The sequence below is a fragment of the Yoonia sp. SS1-5 genome (assembly GCF_038443705.2).
GTDB lineage: Bacteria > Pseudomonadota > Alphaproteobacteria > Rhodobacterales > Rhodobacteraceae > Yoonia > Yoonia rhodophyticola.
Window position 1 is genome coordinate 1,874,146 of sequence record NZ_CP151767.2, and the last position, 18,508, is coordinate 1,892,653.

At 58.7% G+C, this 18,508-nt stretch carries 18 protein-coding genes; 4 read left to right on the forward strand and 14 right to left on the reverse strand.

Annotation, left to right across the window (positions count from 1 at the left end; translation table 11 throughout):
- Positions 1-11: 11 nt before the first annotated feature.
- The 5 genes from AABB31_RS10760 to AABB31_RS10780 form a co-directional block, all read right to left on the reverse strand.
- A complete protein-coding gene (locus tag AABB31_RS10760; protein WP_342078139.1) occupies positions 12-941 on the reverse strand; it encodes an ATP-binding protein in 930 nt (309 codons plus the stop codon).
- Entirely contained in the window at positions 926-1,612 is a 687-nt protein-coding gene (locus AABB31_RS10765) for a response regulator transcription factor (protein ID WP_342078138.1), read from the reverse strand. The genes AABB31_RS10760 and AABB31_RS10765 overlap by 16 nt, the downstream gene beginning before the upstream one ends.
- Complete coding sequence (locus AABB31_RS10770; protein ID WP_342078137.1) at positions 1,609-3,030, reverse strand: DUF4173 domain-containing protein; 1,422 nt, start codon at positions 3,028-3,030, stop codon at positions 1,609-1,611. Before AABB31_RS10770 ends, AABB31_RS10765 begins: the two co-directional genes overlap by 4 nt.
- Positions 3,031-3,106: 76 nt before the next feature.
- On the reverse strand, positions 3,107-3,787 hold the full coding sequence (gene rpe / locus AABB31_RS10775; protein ID WP_342078848.1) for a ribulose-phosphate 3-epimerase: 681 nt from the start codon (positions 3,785-3,787) through the stop codon (positions 3,107-3,109).
- 75 nt (positions 3,788-3,862) lie between these two features.
- The gene (locus AABB31_RS10780) at positions 3,863-4,156 is read right to left on the reverse strand and encodes a hypothetical protein (RefSeq protein ID WP_342078136.1); all 294 of its coding nucleotides are present in this window, start codon (positions 4,154-4,156) and stop codon (positions 3,863-3,865) included.
- A gap of 111 nt (positions 4,157-4,267) precedes the next feature.
- Between AABB31_RS10780 and AABB31_RS10785 the strand changes: the two genes are divergently transcribed.
- The 4 genes from AABB31_RS10785 to AABB31_RS10800 all read left to right on the forward strand — a co-directional run bounded on the left by AABB31_RS10785 (position 4,268) and on the right by AABB31_RS10800 (position 9,789).
- A complete protein-coding gene (locus AABB31_RS10785) occupies positions 4,268-5,377 on the forward strand; it encodes a Hint domain-containing protein (RefSeq protein WP_373635741.1) in 1,110 nt (369 codons plus the stop codon).
- A 75-nt stretch (positions 5,378-5,452) separates the two neighbouring features.
- On the forward strand, positions 5,453-6,286 hold the full coding sequence (locus AABB31_RS10790) for an AraC family transcriptional regulator (protein WP_342078134.1): 834 nt from the start codon (positions 5,453-5,455) through the stop codon (positions 6,284-6,286).
- Positions 6,287-6,384: 98 nt separating this feature from the next.
- Entirely contained in the window at positions 6,385-7,356 is a 972-nt protein-coding gene (gene deoC / locus AABB31_RS10795) for a deoxyribose-phosphate aldolase (protein WP_342078133.1), read from the forward strand.
- A gap of 114 nt (positions 7,357-7,470) precedes the next feature.
- A complete protein-coding gene (locus tag AABB31_RS10800) occupies positions 7,471-9,789 on the forward strand; it encodes an aldehyde dehydrogenase family protein (RefSeq protein ID WP_373635742.1) in 2,319 nt (772 codons plus the stop codon).
- Between the two features lie 40 nt (positions 9,790-9,829).
- Here the strand turns inward: AABB31_RS10800 and AABB31_RS10805 are convergent, their stop codons facing one another.
- The 9 genes from AABB31_RS10805 to AABB31_RS10845 form a co-directional block, all read right to left on the reverse strand.
- Positions 9,830-10,501: a DUF1523 family protein gene (locus AABB31_RS10805; protein WP_342078132.1), complete on the reverse strand. Its 672-nt coding sequence runs from the start codon at positions 10,499-10,501 to the stop codon at positions 9,830-9,832.
- 9 nt (positions 10,502-10,510) lie between these two features.
- On the reverse strand, positions 10,511-10,786 hold the full coding sequence (locus AABB31_RS10810; RefSeq protein ID WP_342078131.1) for a hypothetical protein: 276 nt from the start codon (positions 10,784-10,786) through the stop codon (positions 10,511-10,513).
- Positions 10,786-12,138, reverse strand: a complete 1,353-nt coding sequence (locus AABB31_RS10815) for a DUF6638 family protein (protein ID WP_373635743.1) — start codon at positions 12,136-12,138, stop codon at positions 10,786-10,788. The genes AABB31_RS10810 and AABB31_RS10815 overlap by 1 nt, the downstream gene beginning before the upstream one ends.
- 34 nt (positions 12,139-12,172) lie before the next feature.
- Positions 12,173-12,559 carry a hypothetical protein gene (locus tag AABB31_RS10820; RefSeq protein WP_342078129.1) on the reverse strand — a complete coding sequence of 129 codons (387 nt, stop codon included), beginning with the start codon at positions 12,557-12,559 and terminating at the stop codon, positions 12,173-12,175.
- A gap of 2 nt (positions 12,560-12,561) precedes the next feature.
- Positions 12,562-12,906, reverse strand: a complete 345-nt coding sequence (locus AABB31_RS10825; RefSeq protein ID WP_342078128.1) for a hypothetical protein — start codon at positions 12,904-12,906, stop codon at positions 12,562-12,564.
- A gap of 41 nt (positions 12,907-12,947) precedes the next feature.
- A complete protein-coding gene (locus tag AABB31_RS10830) occupies positions 12,948-14,888 on the reverse strand; it encodes an ATP-binding protein (protein WP_373635744.1) in 1,941 nt (646 codons plus the stop codon).
- 70 nt (positions 14,889-14,958) lie between these two features.
- Positions 14,959-16,080 (reverse strand): hypothetical protein, encoded by a 1,122-nt coding sequence (locus AABB31_RS10835; RefSeq protein ID WP_342078127.1) that lies wholly within the window; start codon positions 16,078-16,080, stop codon positions 14,959-14,961.
- Between the two features lie 74 nt (positions 16,081-16,154).
- On the reverse strand, positions 16,155-17,237 hold the full coding sequence (locus tag AABB31_RS10840) for a hypothetical protein (protein ID WP_342078126.1): 1,083 nt from the start codon (positions 17,235-17,237) through the stop codon (positions 16,155-16,157).
- Between the two features lie 129 nt (positions 17,238-17,366).
- On the reverse strand, positions 17,367-18,152 hold the full coding sequence (locus AABB31_RS10845; RefSeq protein WP_342078125.1) for a L,D-transpeptidase: 786 nt from the start codon (positions 18,150-18,152) through the stop codon (positions 17,367-17,369).
- Between the last annotated feature and the right edge of the window lie 356 nt (positions 18,153-18,508).

Sequence of the window (18,508 nt, forward strand, 5' to 3'; positions counted from 1 at the left end):
CCTACGGCCGCCTACCAGGTCAGCAGGAAAGTTGCCCCTGATTGAGACGGCACCAAGGCGATTTCGGCATCCTGTGCCTGCAACATGCGCCGCACAATGGGCAGCCCCATCCCCGTCCCGCCGCTACCCCTGCGCGTGGTGAAGAACGGGTCGAATATCCGATCCTGATTGCCTTGCGATACACCCGATCCGTCGTCGCGGATCCGAACGCCCTCCGGCTGCCAGGCAATGACAATTCGCGTTGCACCATGATCGCGCGCATTGGCAATCAAATGCGTCATCACCACACCCAAAAGCGTTGCCCCCAGTGGCACTACCCCGTCCCGCTCTAGGACAATATCTGCCGCAGGTTCGATGACTTCCGAGACCAGGCAAGTCCCGCGCGGCATCGGCTCCTGCGCTTGGGCAAGCGCCCGTTGCCCGTCCAGAAGACCCTGCATACGGTCCACAGCCGTGCTGATATTGCCCAGCATTCTGGCCCGATCATCCGATTTCAGATCCGGATCATCCAGCAATTCAGCCGCCCCCCGGATCACCGTCATTGGCGATTTCAATTCGTGCGTGACGTGATCCGCATAGGATCGCAAAACCGCCTCGCGCCCGCGCAACCGCGCGGTCATCGCAAAAATGGCGTCACCCAGCTGCGAAAATTCCGGCGTACCGAAATGCACCGGTACGGCAGCCTCGCCTTCGGCTTGCGCGAATTCTGTTAAGGCCCGCACCGGGCGCAGCACCAGCCGCCAGAGCAGAAATCCAAGGATCAGTGTCGCCATCAGGGCCATCCACGCGATCATCCAGGATGTTTCCGCCCAGCCCAGAACCCCGCCCGCAAGCCTAAAATATGCAATCCCGATCAGTGGCAAAAAGAAGACAGCCGCCAGAACGCCGCCCAGCACAAAGGCCAGCGGCGGGCGCCATTTGCGAATTACACGCCGCGGCATTGCCCCATCCGGATCCCCACCCCATGCACAGTCTCGATCGCGTCGCCGCACCCGGCCGCGCTTAACTTGGCACGCAGGTTTCGCAGGTGGCTGTCCATCGTCCGGTCGCTGACATGGATATTGGTGCCATAGATCGCATCAACCAGTTGCGGACGCGACATCACGTGATCAGGCCGGCGCATCAGCTGCGCCACAAGTTCCATCTCGCGCGCGGTCAGCGTGACGGGCGCATCATTGACGTGGCATTGATGTCTGTCGGGATCGAGGCTGAGAACGCCCCGCCGCATCACAACATGTTCGGACTTCACCGGACCGCTACGCTTGAGAACTGCGCGAACCCGCGCCGTAAGCTCGCGCGGTGAGAATGGTTTTGGCACATAGTCATCCGCGCCCAGTTCCAAACCAACGATGCGGTCAACCTCATCCGCATGGGCTGTCAGAAAGATAATCGGCACGTCAGAGGATTTGCGCAGCTCGCGGCATACGGAAAGCCCATCCATTTCGGGCATCCCGATATCCAGCACGATCATGTCAGGACACAGGCTTTGCGCCGCCTCCAGCGCCGTCCGGCCATCTGCAGCCTCTGCCACGGTATAGCCCGCCCGGGTCAATGCAATCCGTAGAATATCGCGGATCTGCGCATCATCATCTGCGACCAATATCTGGGTCATGGGGCGGCCTCTTGCATCATCTGGCCTACATTATGGCGCAGCCGCGCATTGCGGTAGCCCCATTCGCGCCAATTCCGGGGCGTTGCCAATTTCATCCCCGGTCCGCGACAGATACCTGCTGTCGCAGGCGCGGCCCCTTCCCCCAGGCTGCACATATAGGCGTATGCCGTCGCACCCCGTGGCGCGAGGTTGCGGGCAACAAGCCCATCCACATTGATCAATGACGCCACATAGATCGCCAAGACCCCCAGCCCCGCAGCGCGCATCATGAACCAGGTCGTGGTCTGACGCCCCCATGTCTGCATCAGGATCAACGCCAGACCAAGGGCCACGACAACCATCCAGACGACCGCAAAGAACCGCATCCGGGTCAGCCCGTAGGCATCCACGTAAAGGTCCAGCCTTAAAATGGCCGAGCCCACCAGCAGGATCGTCTGCGCAACCCAGATATAAAGCAGCAGCCGAAGCGTTGACCTATCCAGATGCGGCTGGGCAACAAGTGCGAAAACCCCTGCCAGCAAGGCGGCCACCATCAGCGGATAGGCCCCGCGATGGGCATAATCCGCGTAGGTCATCCCATCAGGCAGACTGACCCCGCCCCAAAGATATCCCAGATCCGTCAGCGTCTGCATGGCAAAGATCAGGTTAAACACAACAAGCGCCCGCAGAATTGCGCGCGGCGTGACCAGCCCCATCCGCAACATGGGCAACCGCAAACTGGCCGGCTTTGCAAGCGCAGGGGTCAACGCGGACAGGCGCAAAAGCGGCCAGATGGCCAATGCTAACAGCGTCCAGAATATGAAACGCGCCGGATCGAAAAGCCTGCCCGCATCAAAATGGTAGAGCGCGGTCAACCACCGATCAACGATCGGGTTGGCCGCCCCCATCAGGGCCATGAAGATACCACCGATTGTGAGGGGCAACACCCAGTCCCGGACCTCTGCGCCAAAGCGACCCTTTGCGGGCGCCTGCACCCGGACTGCAAGCGCGTCAACGACGATCTGCAGCGGCCCGACGAATGGCAGTCGCAACACAGCGCGCAGGATGGTGGGCGCGTCCCACCGACCAAGCGCCTGCACGATTGCAAAAACCAGCAGCCCCGCAAGCGCGATGGCCACCGAAATGAACTGGACCAAGTCAACCAATGGGACCAATGCGACACATAGGACAGCCCAGTGACCTGCGATCTGCCGCTTGCCAACCGGCGGCCATAGCGCGATCTGGATTGCCCCGCCCATCAGCAGGAACCACACCGCCAGCCCGAGGCCCGGCGACACATCCCAAAGCAGCAGATCAGCCAGACCGACACATACAAGCGCCAGAAAGCCGGGCACCCGCAAGCTGCGCCCCTTGGGCGTTTCATCATCCAGCCACCAGCCATCCTTTGCCAGACCTTTGGGCAAGCCGCGCACAACCATGTTTTGTCCCTTTCCGTGATCGTTCCGGAAATGGTCTAGGGCGTGCCCGTGCAAGCGCTGTCAGGGGAATGTGCAGTTATTGTGCAGCCGCACGAATAGCGCGGATGTTTTCGCCGTAGGGCGCAGGATTACTGACCGACCCGCCCCGAAAGACCGCCGAGCCTGCAACCAGCACATCTGCACCGGCATTCGCAACAAGGGGGGCGGTGGTCGGATCAACCCCACCATCAATTTCGATATGGATCGGGCGGTCACCAATCATCTCGCGCAATTGGCGCACCTTGTCGATTTGCGAATGAATGAACTTCTGGCCACCAAAACCGGGATTGACCGTCATCACACAAACAAGATCGACCATATCCAAAAGGTGACTGACAGCCGCTGCAGGCGTTGCGGGGTTCAGGGCCACACCGGCCTTGGCACCCGCACCCCGGATCGCCTGCACGGTCCGGTGAATATGCGGGCCTGCCTCAACATGTGCGGTGATGACATCCGCCCCGGCATCCGCAAAGGCGCTGATATAAGGGTCGACCGGCGCGATCATCAGATGCACGTCCATCACGCCTTTGATATGCGGGCGGATCGCGGCGCAGGTGGCCGGCCCAAAGGTGATGTTGGGTACAAAATGCCCGTCCATCACATCAACATGCACCCAATCGGCGCCTTGCGCCTCTATCGCGGCACATTCGGCGCCGAAATTGGCAAAATCGGCCGACAATATTGATGGTGCGATCTTGATGGAACGGTCAAAGCTCATGGCGCCACTATCCTGTTTGTTCTGCTGCGCCCCCAATAGCGGGGGCACTGGGCCATGTCACGGTGTAACGGGCGTTTATGTAAACGGATCAAGACGGGCGATGGCACGGGGATGATCCAGAATAATATAGTTCAGGCGACCATCCTCACTTGCCGGGATGGCGTTTTCCAACGCGTCAAGTTCCGGAACAGCAACGACCATTGCCGCCCCATTATCCCCGCCAAATGCAGCCGTTTCGGAGGATGTGAAAATGAGCGCCGGCACCTTGGTATCAGCGGCAAAGACCTGCAGCGCGACGCGCTTGGACAAATCGTCCAATCGGTCACGCAAACGGGAAAGCGTTTGTTCTGGCATGGCAACAATCGGCATGATTCCTCCCTAATAGTAGCTTGAAATTAACACAATGCTTATAGATACGGCCCACGCGATGCGGGCGCTGCGGCGGCCATCGTCATGAGTGATACAAGTTAAGAGTGGTCTATGCCTTTCCTTTTTGATTGGGACACATTCAGCAGCCCGAATGGCTCCACCACTATCGTGGACGGGAACCAAAGCACTGTTTTTACCTCCACCGGGGTGAATTCCGGGCCGGGCGCGCCCAATCCGCAATATTTCCCCAATTTTGGCGGCTCGATCCTGTCTGGCGGGGCTGATCCGGGTGAAACCGGCGGGGTCGTGATGACGTTCACGCGGCCTGTCGTGGACGCAACATTTGAGATTATCGACCTCGATGCGCAAGCGGGCGCTTGGGATGATGAGGTCAGTGTTTTTGCATTTGATGCGGACGGCAATGCCGTGCCGGTCATATTCAGCAATCTGGAAAGCTATCACGTTCGGGTTGACGCCAACACTGTGGAAGCGAACGGAAACAGCTCGCGCTTTGTTGACGGGCCGGGGGCGCGCGATTCAATCACCGTGTCATTCGGAGGTCCGGTCGCCCGGATTGAGGTTAATTTTGGGGCCGGCAGCAGCGGTGTGGCGCAGGGTCTTACCGGTCTGGGTGCTGTTTCCGGTACTGTCGTCTGCTTTGCACGCGATATGCGCATTACCACGGAAACCGGCGATATTCCGGTGCAGACGCTGAAAGTTGGCGACCGGGTACACACCATGGATCACGGGTTGCAGGAAATCCGCTGGATCGGATCGCGCAAGGTTGCGGCGCAAGGCGCTTTGGCCCCGATCGTGATCGACAAGGGTGCATTGGGCAACGACGCGCCGCTGATCGCGTCGCCGCAGCATCGGATACTTTTCACCGGCTGGCAGGCCGAACTGATGTTTGGCGAGGCCGAGATACTCGTCGCGGCCAAGCATCTGACAGGCATGGACAGGATTTATGCCCGCGAGGGCGGCGAGGTCGAGTATTTCCACATCCTGTTCGACACGCATGAAATCGTATTCGCCGAAGGCGTGCCAAGCGAAAGCTACCACCCGGGCGCCTGCGGGCTGGACAGCATGGATGACGCGCAGCGCGCAGAGATTTTCCGCCTCTTCCCCGCGCTGATGGCCGATCCGGCGGCGTTCGGCCCAGCCGCAAGATGCGCATTGTCCCGCAGCGAAGGGCGGGTTTTCGTCAATCAGCTGCGCAACTAGGCGCACCCCTTTCGACCCCTTCGCTTTCTTGATATGCGCCCCTTGAAATCGTCCTGATTCATATGCGGAACGCTCATGTCATTGCTATTGCGACATCAAGACATACTTTTTGACGGCGCCCAGATACATCTGACAAGGGCAACGCTTGCGCCCACCCGGCCGAAATCGCTGCATGATCACAACTTTTTCGAGCTGTTCTGGGTTCAGAATGGCGAGGTGCGGCATCATCTTTCCGACAAGCGCGAGACTTTGTCCGAAGGCGATATGGTGTTTTTGCGCCCCGGCACGCCACATGGGCTGCAAGGACGGGGTGAGCATGCGCTGATCGTATCGCTTTGCATACATCCCAACACCGTCAAAGCGTTGGCCAAGCGACACCCTAGCCTGAATGGCCACCTGTTCTGGTCCGATGCGGGTCTCGTCCAACGGCAGCGCGACATACGTCAGCTCGCCGCATTGAACCACGCCGCTGTCCAGCTGGAGCAAAGCAATTGTGACACCCTCGCGGCTGAGGCTTTTCTGCTTCCGCTTTGCGCTGACCTGACGGCGGACGGGTTTGGTGCCGACCTGCCCAATTGGCTGGCGACCGCCTGTCGTGCGGCCAAGGATCCCGCGGTGTTTCGCGACGGTGCCGCAGGTCTTGTGGCATTGACGGGCAAGGCGCATCCGCATGTTAGCCGGACAATGCGCAAGTTTCTTGGCCTGACCCCGTCCGACTATATCAACCGGATCAGGATGGATCACGCCGCGCGCGCCCTGACAACAGATGGCGAAGCGGTTAGCCAGATCGCGGCGGATTGCGGTATTCCGAATATGTCCCATTTCCACAAACTGTTCCGGGCCGCGCATGGTATGACCCCGCTGCACTATCGGCAAAAGTATCAGCGGCAGATCGTTCAACCAGAATAGTATTTGACCAGCTGGTCAAAACTTGCCAAGACGCCTCCAAAGTGACACGCTATCTGCGCAGGCAGGAGGTTCCCTTGCAAACAACCGCATCCCCAACGATGACCACGACACAGCTGCCGCAAGTGCAGGATCAGCGCAATGATGGCACCGCACTTGACCTTGATTGGGTCATGGCCGCGCAAGCCAACACATCAGCAATTGAACGGCGTGCCAAGACCCTGCCGGGGCGGCGCAGTGTCAAGAAAGATTATCAGGCCGCATGGCTATGCAAGGCCATCAGCCTGATGGATCTGACCACCTTGTCCGGGGATGACAGTGAAGGCCGCGTGCGGCGGCTATGCGCCAAGGCACGCCAACCTGTTGCGCAACCAATTCTACACGCGTTGGGGATGGAAGGGCTGACCACCGGCGCTGTCTGCGTCTATCATGATATGGTCCCCACCGCAGTGGCGGCGCTTGCCGGGTCGGGCATTCCCGTCGCGGCGGTCTCGACCGGTTTTCCCGCAGGCCTCTCACCTTTCCATCTGCGCATCGCCGAGATCAAGGAAAGCGTGGCCGCGGGCGCGACAGAAATCGACATCGTCATCAGCCGCCGTCATGCGCTGACCGGCAATTGGAAAGCGCTTTACGACGAAATGCGCGAAATGCGTGACGCCTGCGGTGACGCCCATGTCAAAGCGATCCTCGCCACAGGCGAGCTTGGGACCCTGCGCAACGTGGCCCGCGCCTCGCTCGTCTGCATGATGGCCGGGGCTGATTTCATCAAGACCTCCACCGGCAAGGAACCGGTGAACGCCACCCTGCCCGTCACGCTGACCATGATCCGCGCGATCCGCGACTATCAGGACCGGACAGGCACACGCGTCGGCTACAAACCCGCCGGCGGGATTTCCAAGGCCAAGGATGCGCTGGTCTACCTGTCGATGATTAAGGACGAGCTTGGCGACCGCTGGCTGCAACCCGACCTGTTCCGGTTCGGCGCCTCCAGCCTGCTGGGCGACATCGAACGGCAACTCGAACACCACGTCACCGGCGCCTACTCGGCCTCGTGGCGGCATGCGATTGGATAACGCAGGTATGTCTTGCCCGGCGGTACGCCGGGCAGCCCCCGACCGCCCCCATGGGCGGGGGCCTCACCCCCACCCGCGGTCAGGGGCCGCCCTTAGCACTTTGGTAGTAAACCGATGACCATCAAAGAAATCTTCGACACCATGGATTATGGCCCGGCCCCGGAAAGCGCATCCGAAGCCCTGCAATGGCTGGGTGACCGTGGCGGCATTGCTGGGCATTACATCGGCGGCAAATGGGGCCCGCTGCGCGATGACTTCCCCTCCAACAACCCCGCCACAGGCGAAAAGCTGGCGGGCGTGACCAAAGGCACCGCCGAAGAAATCGAAACAGCCGTCGCCGCCGCCCGCAAAGCGCAACCCGCCTGGGCCAAGTCCGGGCACAAACGCGCCCGCATCCTCTATGCCATCGCCCGGCTGATGCAGAAACACGCGCGGCTTCTGGCGGTCATGGAAACGCTCGACAACGGCAAACCGATCCGGGAAAGCCGCGACATCGACGTGCCTCTGGCCATCCGGCATTTCTACCACCACGCAGGCTTTGCCCAACTGATGCGCACGGAACTGCCCGACCGCGAGCCGCTGGGCGTTTGCGGACAGATCATCCCATGGAACTTCCCGCTGCTGATGCTGGCGTGGAAAATTGCGCCAGCGCTGGCGATGGGCAACACGGTCGTCCTGAAGCCCGCCGAATACACATCGCTGACGGCGATGATCTTCGCCGAAATCTGCACCGAAGCAGGCGTACCCCCCGGTGTGGTCAACATCGTCACTGGCGATGGGGAAACCGGGGCCGCGCTGGTAAACGCCAAGGTCGATAAAATCGCATTCACGGGGTCGACGGAAGTCGGGCGGAAAATCCGCGAAGCGACTGCCGGATCGGGCAAGGCGCTCTCGCTCGAACTCGGCGGCAAAAGCCCCTATATCGTCTTTGACGACGCCGACATGGACTCCGCCGTCGAAGGGCTGGTCGATGCGATCTGGTTCAATCAGGGCCAGGTCTGCTGCGCCGGGTCGCGCCTGCTGGTACAGGAAGGCATCGCTGATCGGTTCTACGCGAAACTGAAATCGCGCATGGACAGGCTCCGCATTGGTGACCCGCTCGACAAATGCATTGATGTCGGCGCGATTGTTCACCCGGTGCAATTGGACCAGATCACAAAAATGGTCAACGCCAACGCCGAAGGCGAAACCTACCAAACCAAAGCCCCCGAGGGCTGTTTCTACCCCCCGACCCTGATCACCGGCCTCGCCCCTGCATCAACGCTGATGCAAGAAGAAATCTTTGGCCCCGTCCTTGCCGCGACAACCTTCCGCACACCTGCCGAGGCCGTCGAAATTGCCAATAACACGCGCTACGGGCTGGCGGCCTCTGTCTGGTCCGAGAACATCAACCTTGCGCTGGATGTCGCCCCCAAGCTCGCCGCGGGGATCGTCTGGGTCAATGGAACCAACATGATGGATGCCGCTGCCGGTTTCGGCGGAGTACGCGAAAGCGGTTTCGGGCGTGAAGGTGGCTGGGAAGGCCTGGCAGGCTACACCAAACCCAAAGGCACCCCCAAGCCGATCAGGAAAATCGACGCCTTCACCACCGAAGACGGGCAGCCCGCCGATCCGCTGGACAGGACGGCCAAGCTCTATATCGGGGGAAAACAGGCGCGGCCCGATGGCGGCTACTCCACCCCCGTCTATAGCCCCAAAGGCAAACTGCTCGGCCACGCGTCCAAGGCCAATCGCAAAGATATCCGCAATGCGGTGGAGGCCTGCAATGCCGCCAAATCCTGGTCCAGGACCACGGGGCATCTGCGCGCACAGATCCTCTATTACATTGCCGAAAACCTCTCGGCCCGGGCAGAAGAGTTTTCCGGCCGGATCAACAACATGACCGGCAAGAAGACCGGGGAAGATGAGGTCGAAACAGCGATCCGCACATTATTCACCTATGCTGCATGGGCAGACAAGTATGACGGGCAAGCCCACGGGGTGCCTATTCGGGGCGTCGCAATGGCGATGAAGGAACCGGTCGGCACGATCGGCATCCTCTGCGACGACGCACAGCCACTTGCGGGTCTGGTGAACACCGTGGCACCCGCCATCGCGATGGGGAACCGCATTGTTGTGGTCGCCAGCGAACCTTTCCCGCTTGCTGCAACGGATTTCTATCAGGTGCTGGAAACATCCGATTTGCCGGCGGGGGTGGTGAACATCCTCACAGGCAACCATGCCGAGCTCGCTACCACCCTGGCGGCGCATATGGATGTGGATGCGGTCTGGTCGTTTTCCAGCAGCGATGTATCCGCCGATATCGAGCGGGCAAGCGCCGGAAACCTCAAACGCAGCTGGGTGAACAATGCAACGGCGCTTGATGCTACGGCGCATGACTATCTGGCCGCCAGCACAGAGGTTAAAAATATCTGGATACCCTACGGGGAATAGCGCCAGACAATAATGTCGTCGGCGTCAGCCGTCCGTTGTTTCACTTCTTGGCGCGCCAGGTGTCCAGCCAGCGACTGATCCGGCCGCGCCGTTCGGCGACGCCTGCCTGTACCTCATCAACCTGTTCGCCAGCCGCATCCAGCAGCGGATCGACCGAGCGTTCCCAGAATTGACGCCACATGGCCCGAACGAAGGCAAAAACAAAGGCCAGGAACATGAAAAACACGATGTTGAACCACGGGATGATGGTGACATCGGGTCCTGCGACTGTCCGTACCCCCACCGCATTTGGATAGATGCTTGCCCAGCGTATCCGCCAGCCATAATGGGTCACCACCGCCCATTCATCCCCGCGCGCAATGCTGGCAGCCTCGGCCTGCAGATCGGAGCTGTCAAATTTGAAATAGGGCGGCCAGATCCAGCCTGTGTCTTCGTTGCGATATACCATGACTTCGGAACTGTCGCGCGGAACAAAGCCCAGCAAAAATGTCTTTTGCTTTTGCGTATTGATCAGGCGCAGGTCGCGTGTCGGCTGCTCGGTCGCGCCACTGTCGGCCTGCGCAAAGAACAAACGGTTATAAGAGCTGAAATCAGTACGAATAATCTCGGTCGATGTGATCTTGACCACGTCGTGCTGTGGCAGAACATAATGCAGCAGCAGCCCGATCAGGACAAAAGCCAGTACGCGAAAAACAGTCTTAATCTTGCGCATGTGATATCCTTAATTCGTGTTGACCACGTAGACGATAACCGAAACGACAACCACGGGGACGACGTAGACAAGTCCGATCAGTTTGGGCCGGATCGAGTTATGATACGCCTCCATCCCGTTCTTGATATAGGCATCGCGGGCCGCGGCGTCAGCCCCTTCCGGCGGATTGGCGTCAAATTCCTTTTCCAATCGTTCGCGCCGGACCGATTTGGAATAAAGCGAAATAGAAAAGTAGATAATGGTCAGGGCAACAAACCCGAAAACGACCAGCCGTACAAATTGCATCAACGCCTCCCTGTCACTGCGCCCCACGGGCCAACGCGTGTGATCAAATCCGGCTTTGGCGCCGCTGGGGCAGGTTCTGCCATGTCATCCTCGGCCCCGAAAAGGGCCGCGCGGGTCCCCGCCTTGTCGACTTGATATTCGCGTTCCAGAAACGCCGCCACATAGGCCTTCTTCTCTTCGGGCCAGCTTGCGTAGGCCCGGTAGAATACCTCCTTGTGACAGATAAAGAGCTGCCGGATATCAAGCGGCGCCAACTCCGCAAGCAACATGTTGACCAAATCAGAATCCGCCCGTGGCTTGGCCCGTAACGTATAGAAATAGGCCGGATGCTCGGACGTGATTTTGGGCCATGGGCCATCTTCGTCCGCCCAGCGCACCAATGCGGCCAATCCTTTCCATTCCTCGGGCAGATCGCGCGCATATTGACGACCCAGCCGACGCAAATCCCGGCGGCTTGCGCCGGCCAGGTCCTCACCCATTTTTGCGGCAACAGACACGACCAGAAAATCCATCTTCTGGCGCAATATTGCACTGGAATCGACACCGCGGGCTGCGATGATCGGCTCGACCAGATCATTCAGTTCCAGAAATTTTGCGATGGCTGACCTATCGTCAAAGTCAAAGACATAAGGGATCGGCAACTCCCCGACGCCATCCTTACCACCGGCCAAAATGGCCGCCGGATGCTCGACACCGCGAAAGACATACATGCCGCCAAAGTGATCCGTCCAGAAATTGTCCTGACTGAATTCCATCTGCTTGAGCCTGACGGGGTTGCGCACCACATCACCTGTTTTTTTGGCCATGCCGATCATCTGTGCAATCAACACATCGTCATGCCAGGCGTCAGGCTCGGTTTTGAAACGATCAATCATCCCGCCCAATGCGTCGGCCATGGCCACCGTGCCAGAAGTCGTATCGGCCTCAATCTGCAATTTGCGGATATCAAACAGGCGCGCGGGGGTGTCGGCCAGGTAAACCGAATTGACGATCTCTCCGGCCACCGCATCCTGGGCCGTCAGCGCAAAAAGCTGGGCCCGGTTTTCTTCGATGAATTGCTTGAGGATCCCGCGAGAGGTTGAGAATTTCGCATTCAGCAGCGGGGCGCTACTCTGCTCTGTCGTCAAAAGAATGAATTGCCGGTTGACGCCCTGATGGTTCAGATACAACGCATCATCCAACTCATCACCGATCTCGGGGCTATAGCCGGAAATGTCGATGTGAAAGGCATCCAGCGCTGTCTTGCGCCCCGACAGATGCTGTAGCGCACGATTGTAGCGTTCGACCAGCACCGGCGCATCCACCCGGATCAAGTTTCCAAACATCAGTCCTTTTTCGATCAGGCGGTGCATGGCACATCCTTCCATCTGCGGATGACTTCGGGGCTCACAGGTCATCCTCCCACATCATGAACATGACACCCAACCCGGCAACCAGCCATAGCGCCAATGCGATGGCGGTACTTTGCAGAACGGCCAGCTGATGTGGCCAACTGCGGGTGACGATGTCGAATTCGTTGAAATCAAGATAAAGCTGGAACAGCTTGTCCCAAGAGGTGAGGTCCGGCAGGCCCTGCATCGTGCTGAGCGAACTGATCAGTTGCAAAAGCCCGAACGCAAGGCTAAGCGCGATACCGACCTGGATCAGACTGGCCACCAAACGCGTTTGCGTCTGATTGACCAAAAGCCGCCCCGTCACTGCACCGGCAAACATGCACCCCAGCCAGATCAGCAGGTGAACCGGCCAAAGCTGCATGATCAGAACATCGCTCATCGTTACCAGGTCTCCTTTACCCAGCGCCTGGGCAGGCCGGCCACGGACAAAAGCATAATCGGGGCCCATATGATGGCCGCCATCAGCCCGAGCTTTCCGAAAAACGCAACATTCGCGGCCAGTCCGGGGGCCAGAATTTCCGCCACCGGCGTTCCCTGCCAAAGATAAAGACAGACGAAAAAAGCCGCACTCAGCACAAACAGGATCAGGGTCGACAAAAACGCGTTCAGCAAGAGCGGGCGCACCCCTTCGGGCAAGATGCGCGCAAGGCCGCGCGGCACCACAAACCCAAGCACCGCAATCATCAGCGCGGGCCAAAACAACGTATCGGAAATAAGACTGCCCACGGCCTACTTTCCGACCACAGCGTGATGGATGCGGCCCCGGATCATGTCTTGCTCTCAAGATACCGTTTCTTGGCGATCTCCTGGCGGCCAAAGTCACGCACCATAGCATCAATGGCAACTTCGTCGGACTTATCGGCATAGCGGAATTCACTGTCGGCGTAGCGGTTGATCTCTTGGATGACCATGTCCACCGTGATCGGCTGGCGCAGTTCGGAAATCATACCCTTTTTGGTGTCATAATCCTTGAACAGGAACAGGTCGGGCTCTTCCATCCATTCATCGGGCAGTTCAAAATCCATCGCGCGGACCTTCACCGCATCGGTGATGTTCTTGATCGCCCGACCGGTAAAGCGTTCATCCGCCTCCTGTATCCCTTTCAAATAGGTGCCCAGCTTAGCAATCGTGTCCAGATCACCCACCTGCGCATGGACCTGATCAAATACCTTCAGCAACCCGTCCTCATGAGGGCGGGCGTGGCTTTCAAAGGATGCGGCGACAGCCTTTTTGATTTCCTGTGCGCTAAAGACGTCATGCGCGCCAACCGGGATATCGTGGTTCTTGCCCATCAACAGATATAGAATGTCGATGTAATCCTCGCGGGTCTGCGGGCCATCAACCAAAAACCGGGCGCCGGCCCGCTGGCGCAATGCGTCATCCACATTCTCCGGGTAGTTCGAAAACATGCCGAATGTGCAATTGCCGCGCACAACCGTATTGGCCCCGGCAAAGCTTTCCATCAAAACGGCTGTGATCTCCAGCTGGCCAGCCGATGACTGGCGATCCCCGCGCTTGCCCGCCAATTGGTCGATATCATCAATCGTGCCAAAGCCGATGACACCGGGATCTAGCACGTTGCGGATAAAGGCCTTGGCGTTCTGGCCAGACTTGCCCTGATAGCTGTCGATATTGTCGGTACTCAGGTTTTGATAGCGGAACGGATAGCCGGCGGTCTGGCAATACTCATTGATCAGGCCGGCCATCATCTGGATCAGTGTGGTTTTCCCGGTCCCCGGTTTGCCATCCCCCATGAACGTAAAGATGAAACCTCCAAGCTCTGCGAAAGGGTTCAGCTTGCGGTCAAAATCATAGGCCATGACCATCTTGGCCAGCTTCATCGCCTGATATTTTGCAATATGGTTGCCAACGACCTCATTGGGCTTCTTGAAGGTCATCGTCAGGCTAGACCCTTTGGCCTTCCGGGCGGGCGAGAACCCGTTGATGGTGAAATCATCCGCCTCGACCCGCCAGCTTGCGGTGTTGAAACTTTCCAGCCGGCCTGCGGTGCTTGCGCGCAAGGCCACCTTGTCCATCAACTGCTCGGCATAGGCCAGCATCGTGGCAATCAGGGTCGGTTCATCCTTGGCAAATTCACCCAGCTTCTGATCAAGTTCCCAGATCGCGCCATGCAGGGCCAGTGGGGCGTTATCGGTCAACACCTCATCAACGGCGCCAACCTCGACGCTGGCCTCGGTTGAATGTGCGGCCAGCAGGTAAGACGCGGCATTTGCGAATGTGTACAAGGCCACAAGCGCCTCGGCAGCCAGATATTCGGTAAACTCCGCCGCGCGGGCATCGGGCAAACGGCCTTCCAGGTTGATGCGCTTCAATTCGGTCAGCGGCGTCTGGTCGGCATAAGCATCCGCAACCGTCAGGGCAATCGACAACGCGCGGCGCAAGGCATGCGCAACCGCGGCCTGTGCGGGGGATGTCAGCGGATCATCATCGTCCGTCTCGGCAATGCGGTCCAGCAGGCGCACGCCGCCTGCCGGGGCAGTGGTCCGGGACAAAAGGCCAGGGGTTGTTGACCGAAAGCGACGGCGGGTTGCCACGACATCCGGGGACTTTTCCGGCGTCTGCAATGACAGGCGGGCCTTGGCGATGCGTGGCGTATGGTCCAACTGCATCAACATCTCTGCCGCCGGAATATAATGCTTGCGGATATCATCCTCGCGCAGTTCCATCTGATCGCTTGTCTGGCTCATCGTGTTGTCATTTCCTCTGTTCGGTCATCTTCTGCATCACGCCACGGCGTAGGATGGGTCTTGACCCATCTTACCTGTAGCTCAGGACCCGGCCGCCATCGCTGACGACAAATTTGTGTACCTGGCTGAACCCGGGGGGATTGCGCTCTGCCAGCGCCTGATACGGGCGTTGCGGCATGATCAATGATCGTTCCATGCGGGTCGCCCCGGTATCGCCGCCGCCGCCCTCAAACGGATCAAGCGCAAAGATCTGGCGTTCCACGCTGCCGAACCAGCCTGATTTCACTTTCTCGACACGCGCCGACACCAATTCTTCCTCGGTCCAGACCAGGGCCCAATCCTCGCCCACAGGGGCCTTCGCGGCTTTCAGCACCTCGCGCAACGGGCCCGATTGCTGGGTGAACGCAGATGAATACATCGGGCCCACGTGAAAGCGGCGCAAACGGGTCGGGTGCAAATCGTCAAAATCCGCGTCAAAGCCCTTTGCAATTGTCAAAAGCTTCAGATGCGCAACAGACTGGGCCATCAGATGGGCCTGCGCCTCGGGCCAGCGGCGTTCATCCTTGGGCAGGCCCGTGCGGCCGCTATCCTCAAGATCCATCAGATAGATCGTGGGCAGATTGACCTGACTGTCATACACGGCCCAATGGATCTGAAACCGGCGGCGATCGCCCTTGTTCTCAATCCAGACGGCCTGCGGATCATTGCGCGCCCAGAACAGGCCCCCTCGCGCCAGTTCTTCATAGTAGAGCCGTTGCGACAGGGCAAATTGAAGCTTCGTGGGGATTTCTTGTTCCCCCAAAATCACCCGCACCATCTGGTCTTTCAGCGCATCGACCGATGGCTGGGATGCCAGATGCCGGTCGGCCTGAAGCGCATCATTGGCCATCTCCAGCAGCTCTTGATAAACAGGAAAGCCACTTTCATGGCGGTCAAAAGTCAGCGCACCCGCATGGGCATAACGACCCGAGAAATGGTATTTGTGCGACAAGGCCGTGAAGGTCCAATTAAGACCAACCAGATACTGCGCAAGAGCTTCAATATCAGCCCGTGAAAACCTGCCCTCGGCCTCCATCGTTGCGGCAACCTTGGTCAAATGCTCGGTAATCCTGGCAAACTTGCCAAAATACCGGCGCGTCACGCGGGTATCTTCCAGCTTCATGTGATCGGCTTGGAGGTCTGACTGAGTCATGGCTCAACCTCCGGCGATGACGTGGTCAGCGGTAGACAGAGGTCCCGGATCACGTCCGGGACGGCACCCTACCTTCAAGAGTCAGCCCCATATTGATTGCTGTCATGCTTCTCGACGATCTTCTGGAAACGGCGGACGAAACGCTCATCGGCCTTTGCCTTTTGCTCCAGAACCTCGCGCGCAAACACCATATGGTCTTCATGGGCTTCCATCATATCCGCCATCCGGGCATTTGTGGCCGAGCCAATGGCAGCCATGGCTGTCTGCGCCTCTTGGTCGGTTTTGACACCAATCTCGTTGATCTGGTGTGCAACATCCTGCTGCTGGGCCGTCTTCAAGGATTTTGACAGGGCGTCATAAAGCACAACGCGCTGCTTGGTGTCTGTCTGCAACTTGTTGATCAGGACCATCTGGGTCGCAGCCTGGTTCTGCAGACTGTCGATCCAGGTCTTGCCCTTCTCAATATAGCGTTCCAGCGTCTGGGACTTGGCCAGATGCACCTGCTCTTGCTGGACCATCTCGTTATATTTGCCGTTCAAAGCGGCCAATTCGGTTTCCAGCTTGGTGCGGGCGGCGGCATCCTGCTCGACCGAGATTTTGCCCTCAAGCTCGATGATCTTCGGATCCATCGCCAGAATATCCGCACGCACGGTCTCAAGCGCACCGACGGTTGCCTCGCGCTCTTCCAATGTGCCTGAGAGGTTCTGTTCAACGCTGACCTTCTGTTCGTTCAGAACACCCAACTGTCCCTCCAGCAGCTTCATGATCACGTCGGATTTGCTGATCAGATCCTGTAACTTGTCGTCAATATTCGCTGTCCGCACCCGTTCCTGGCGCATGCTGTCGGCCTTGGCTTTGCTGAAGAAGCCGATAAAGCTTTCCATCCCGGTCTTTGAGCGCATCTCGTCAAAGTCTTTGGAAAAGGCAGAGGTGACATCATCGAGACCCATGATCAGTTCGGCGATATTCGCATTCATCAGCTCGGTATGGGCGTGCACATCCGAAAGGCTGGCATTTTCAATATCCACCGAAATATCCGTCCCCTCGGCCATCTTGGCGCGCGCCGTCTCGATCCGGCTGGTCAGCTCGGAGATCTTGCTTTGCGCCTCGGCGACCTGCGATTGCGATTCCTGAATCTGGGTTTCAAAATTTGCCATCCAATGTCCCTCTTTTGTTATGCATTAGCAGTTACTTAAGTAGTGCTGACCCATTTTTCAATCAGGCACGCAAAAATCGCGCGCCGGTTGCACGCGATTTTGGACCCAGAATACGGCAAAGAAAAGACGTTATGCGTCGTCGAATTCCGGCGGGCGATCCAGCGCTTCCGCTTCCGGCCCCAGCAATTCTTCGGGCGAGATGATCTTGGCCGGCAGTTCAATACCGCGCCCGTAGTTTTCGGGATCAACACGCAAGGATTCCTCGCGCGACCGAATAAGAACCTTCATCGGCGCCTCGATCTGGTTGTACAGGTGGATCACATCCTGATTGAACATCCTGATACAACCGGCCGATCCGGAATTCCCGATTGATTCCAGATCATTGGTCCCGTGGATCCGGTAAAACGTATCCCGACTACCCCGGTAGAGATAAAGTGCGCGGGCACCCAACGGGCTGCGCAACCCGCCCGGAATACCCGCACGGAAGGGGCCGTAAACCTCGGGCTCTGTCCGCAGCATGTTCTGTGTGGGGGTCCAGCCTGGCCATTCCCGCATCAGTTTCATCGTCGCGCTGCCGCGAATAGAGCGCCCTGCCCGTCCTACGCCAACCGGATAGCGGGTCGTCGTGCCATCCCGCCGCACGTGATACAAAAACTTGGCATATGGATCGACATCCAGCGTATTTGGGCCCGCTTCGCCATTATAGATCCCCGACATCCGCCGGTTCACGCCTTGTAAATATTCGGTCGGGATGCCCGGCAAATTATAACCGGCATCCTGTATCGGGCCGTAGCCTTCGAGAAATGGCTGGACCTCGGGCAAAGGCGGGATTGCGGGCGGCCGCGCACAGGCGGCAGTGCTGGCCAACATCATTGCGCCAAATGAGCGCCGGGAAAACTTCGTCACTGTGGTCATCACACTACCTTGTTTCTGCGAATCCCCTCTTATCATTCCCCCGGGAAAGGGCAAAACCGACAGCGATCAATTCATGGCGAACTGTTGCACGTCCCGGGACCATCCGATGATTTAGATGCAGGAAATCCGATATCAACAAGGATTGCTGACAAAACGGACGGGCAGCCGACTGCGCGACAGGCAAAATGTCTGCAACCCACGACAGAATCGGATGTATTCCATCGCGCAGGACGGCAGCGGACCTGCCCTGACTTCACCAAATGTTACAATATTACGGCTGGTTCACGTCGATATCAGTGTCTGGCCGGCATTGTTTCAAGCTCTGTTTCAATCTTGCAGCAACGCGTCACCCCTGC

Excerpts from the sequence above, each read along its gene's own strand:
- AABB31_RS10760 (WP_342078139.1), bottom strand. The coding sequence starts at position 941 with ATGCCGCGGCGTGTAATTCGCAAATGGCGCCCGCCGCTGGCCTTTGTG.
- AABB31_RS10765 (WP_342078138.1), bottom strand. The coding sequence starts at position 1,612 with ATGACCCAGATATTGGTCGCAGATGATGATGCGCAGATCCGCGATATT.
- AABB31_RS10770 (WP_342078137.1), bottom strand. The coding sequence starts at position 3,030 with ATGGTTGTGCGCGGCTTGCCCAAAGGTCTGGCAAAGGATGGCTGGTGG.
- rpe (WP_342078848.1), bottom strand. The coding sequence starts at position 3,787 with ATGAGCTTTGACCGTTCCATCAAGATCGCACCATCAATATTGTCGGCC.
- AABB31_RS10780 (WP_342078136.1), bottom strand. The coding sequence starts at position 4,156 with ATGCCGATTGTTGCCATGCCAGAACAAACGCTTTCCCGTTTGCGTGAC.
- AABB31_RS10785 (WP_373635741.1), top strand. The coding sequence starts at position 4,268 with ATGCCTTTCCTTTTTGATTGGGACACATTCAGCAGCCCGAATGGCTCC.
- AABB31_RS10790 (WP_342078134.1), top strand. The coding sequence starts at position 5,453 with ATGTCATTGCTATTGCGACATCAAGACATACTTTTTGACGGCGCCCAG.
- deoC (WP_342078133.1), top strand. The coding sequence starts at position 6,385 with ATGACCACGACACAGCTGCCGCAAGTGCAGGATCAGCGCAATGATGGC.
- AABB31_RS10800 (WP_373635742.1), top strand. The coding sequence starts at position 7,471 with ATGACCATCAAAGAAATCTTCGACACCATGGATTATGGCCCGGCCCCG.
- AABB31_RS10805 (WP_342078132.1), bottom strand. The coding sequence starts at position 10,501 with ATGCGCAAGATTAAGACTGTTTTTCGCGTACTGGCTTTTGTCCTGATC.
- AABB31_RS10810 (WP_342078131.1), bottom strand. The coding sequence starts at position 10,786 with ATGCAATTTGTACGGCTGGTCGTTTTCGGGTTTGTTGCCCTGACCATT.
- AABB31_RS10815 (WP_373635743.1), bottom strand. The coding sequence starts at position 12,138 with ATGCACCGCCTGATCGAAAAAGGACTGATGTTTGGAAACTTGATCCGG.
- AABB31_RS10820 (WP_342078129.1), bottom strand. The coding sequence starts at position 12,559 with ATGAGCGATGTTCTGATCATGCAGCTTTGGCCGGTTCACCTGCTGATC.
- AABB31_RS10830 (WP_373635744.1), bottom strand. The coding sequence starts at position 14,888 with ATGAGCCAGACAAGCGATCAGATGGAACTGCGCGAGGATGATATCCGC.
- AABB31_RS10835 (WP_342078127.1), bottom strand. The coding sequence starts at position 16,080 with ATGACTCAGTCAGACCTCCAAGCCGATCACATGAAGCTGGAAGATACC.
- AABB31_RS10840 (WP_342078126.1), bottom strand. The coding sequence starts at position 17,237 with ATGGCAAATTTTGAAACCCAGATTCAGGAATCGCAATCGCAGGTCGCC.
- AABB31_RS10845 (WP_342078125.1), bottom strand. The coding sequence starts at position 18,152 with ATGACCACAGTGACGAAGTTTTCCCGGCGCTCATTTGGCGCAATGATG.